The following is a 2,560-nucleotide window of genomic DNA, read 5'->3' as shown; positions in this document are numbered from 1 at the left end:
CTGCTGTTCTCGCTGCCGTCGGTGGCAAGGAGAACGTCAAGACCGTTGACTGCTGCGCTACTCGCCTGCGCTTTGAGCTTGGCGATTCCGAGCTGGTCGACGAGGCCGCCTGCAAGAAGGCCGGCGCTCTGGGTGTCATGAAGATGGACAAGGGTGCTACCCAGGTCATCATCGGCACGCAGGTCCAGGCTGTTGCCGAGGAGCTCAAGAAGCTTCTCTAAGCCTTAAAGACGTATCTGTCTTACAAAGGGTCGTCCCGCTCCGCGGGGGCGGCCCTTTTTGCTACCTCAATACTTGATGCAGTGATGTAATTGGTATTACAGTGTGCAGGCTATCAACCGGCAAACAATATTGAAATATGCTTGTTGACCTGCTGCTATTCCATTAAAACTGCTATAGTACGTGGTGTCTGGTTACAACCAATTTCGAGTCATTTATCCGGCAGGTATCATTATGGCAATGGGAGCGCGTAAACAACCTCTGTACGATCAGCTCGTCGATCTGTTGACCGATAAAATCGATCACGAACTTCGGCCCGGCGACTATTTGCCGTCCGAGCGTGACCTGTCGGAACGCTACGGACTCTCGCGTACGACGGTTCGCCTTGCCCTGCAGGAGCTTGAGCGCCTGGGCCTGGTGGTTCGTCAGCGCGGCCGTGGAACCATGGTGTGCGACCGCTCTCTGCAAACGGCAAACCTCACGCAGACCTATAGCTTTACCGAGCAGATGAAGGCGATCGGCCGTGTGCCCAAGACGACGATTCTCGAGTTTACCGAGGTCGAGGCTGACAAGAATATTGCCGTAGAGATGAACGCGCGCCTGGGCGAGCGTCTGTACAAGATCAAGCGCCTGCGTATTGCCGATGGTGTGCCGCTGATGATTGAGTGTACATATCTGCCGAGTCGCAAGTTCTTTGCGCTTAAGCGCCCCATGATCGAGAACAAATCGCTGTACGACATGATCGAGCAGGACTTTCACGAGAAAGTTCGCGTGGCAGAGGAAGAATTCTACGCGAGTATCGCACGCCATTCCGACGCTCGTCTGCTCGAGATTGCCGAAGGCGCACCGGTCCTGGATTTGATTCGTACCACATATGACATGAACAACGAGGTTATCGAGTATACGCGTTCGGTTGCGCGTGCCGACCAGTTTAAGTACAAGGTCTACCACAACCGCGCAGTCTAAAGTTATTGGGTATAAACGGCTTGGCGTGTTTTGCGGCGGGTGCAAAATGTGCCAAGCGGTAGAAGGCAACGAACAATCGCTCGAATTAACAATGCAGTGGTTTTTGATCCGCCCTAAAACGCACTGCGGGTACGGGAGCATAGATGAGCACGTATGCTATCAAGGCCGACAAGTTCTTTTTGCCGGCGGGGCCGCAGCTGGGCGGCTTCCTGATGGTCGAAGACGGCGTCTTTGGCGCTTGGCAGGCCGATGAGCCCGCTTGCGAGATCAAAGATTATTCGGGTACATGGATTGCACCGGGTATGGTGGACACCCATATCCATGGTTTTTATAACCATGCCACGACCGATAACGATGCTGAGGGTATCAACATCAGCTCGACCGAGCTCGCTCGTCGTGGTACCACCAGCTGGCTGCCTACGACCTTTACCGACGGCGTGGAGCAGATCAAGGACGCCTGTGCCGCTATTGCACAGGCGGACGAAGAGCGCGGGCCCGAGTTCTGCGGTGCTCGTATTCAGGGTATCTACCTGGAGGGTCCGTTCTTTACCATGAAGCATGTGGGCGCCCAGAACCCCGCTTATCTGATCGACCCGTCCGAGGAAGTTTTTGACGAGTGGCAGGAGGCCGCCGGCGGTCGTATCGTCAAGAGCGCCATGGCGGCCGAGCGTGACGGCGCTGCCGCTTACGCCGCGGCTCTGAGCGCAAAGGGCGTCGTAACCTGTATTGGGCACTCCGATGCCACCTATGATGAGTGCGCCGCCGCCATCAATGCCGGCGCCAGCTGCTTTACGCATACCTACAACGGCCAGCGCGGTCTGCATCACCGCGAGCCGGGTGTCGTCGGGGCCGCTATGACCACGCCCAACACCTATGCCGAGATTATCTGCGATGGCAAACATGTGAACCCTGCTGCTATCAAGGCCCTGCTGCAGGCCAAGGGCTGGCAGCACACGGTGCTGATTACCGACTGCCTGGGTTGCGGCGGCATGCCCGAGGGCAAGTACACCAGCGGCGGCATGGACGTCGTTATGAAGGACAACCTTTGCTGGCTCGCCGATGGCTCTGCTATCGCCGGTTCGGTGCTCACGCTCGCACAGGGCGTAAAGAACATCGTCGACTGGGGTCTTGCGAGCGCCGATATCGCCATTCGCATGGCCACCGAGGTGCCCGCGCGTTCTGCTCACGTCGAGGATAAATGTGGCAGCATTATGCCTGGCCGCGATGCCGACTTTGTTGTGTTCAATCCCGACCTTACCCTGGTCGAGACGTATGTGGGTGGCAACAGCGTCGGTAACGCGTTTGCCGAGTAGCCGCCAAAGAAGCGATCCGAGAGGGGATTTAGATGATTTACGGTGCATTGGGCGATATCGAG

Annotated in this window: 3 protein-coding genes; all 3 read left to right on the top strand. The window is 57.0% G+C overall.

Going from position 1 to position 2,560, the window contains the following annotated elements; translation table 11 throughout:
- Positions 1-221, top strand: a 221-nt coding sequence (locus tag ABHR76_RS09870; RefSeq protein ID WP_346977621.1) for a PTS sugar transporter subunit IIB, incomplete at its 5' end; no start/stop codon positions are given.
- Positions 222-453: 232 nt separating this feature from the next.
- The gene (locus ABHR76_RS09865; RefSeq protein ID WP_152068484.1) at positions 454-1,185 is read left to right on the top strand and encodes a GntR family transcriptional regulator; all 732 of its coding nucleotides are present in this window, start codon (positions 454-456) and stop codon (positions 1,183-1,185) included.
- A gap of 143 nt (positions 1,186-1,328) precedes the next feature.
- The gene (gene nagA, locus ABHR76_RS09860) at positions 1,329-2,498 is read left to right on the top strand and encodes an N-acetylglucosamine-6-phosphate deacetylase (protein ID WP_346977619.1); all 1,170 of its coding nucleotides are present in this window, start codon (positions 1,329-1,331) and stop codon (positions 2,496-2,498) included.
- Positions 2,499-2,560: the final 62 nt, after the last annotated feature.

The sequence above is a fragment of the Collinsella aerofaciens genome (assembly GCF_039752985.1).
Lineage (GTDB): Bacteria > Actinomycetota > Coriobacteriia > Coriobacteriales > Coriobacteriaceae > Collinsella > Collinsella aerofaciens_BT.
This window is presented reverse-complemented; position numbering and strand designations above follow the sequence as displayed.

Coding starts and splice junctions, on each gene's coding strand:
- ABHR76_RS09865 (WP_152068484.1), top strand. CDS start 454: ATGGCAATGGGAGCGCGTAAACAACCTCTGTACGATCAGCTCGTCGAT.
- nagA (WP_346977619.1), top strand. CDS start 1,329: ATGAGCACGTATGCTATCAAGGCCGACAAGTTCTTTTTGCCGGCGGGG.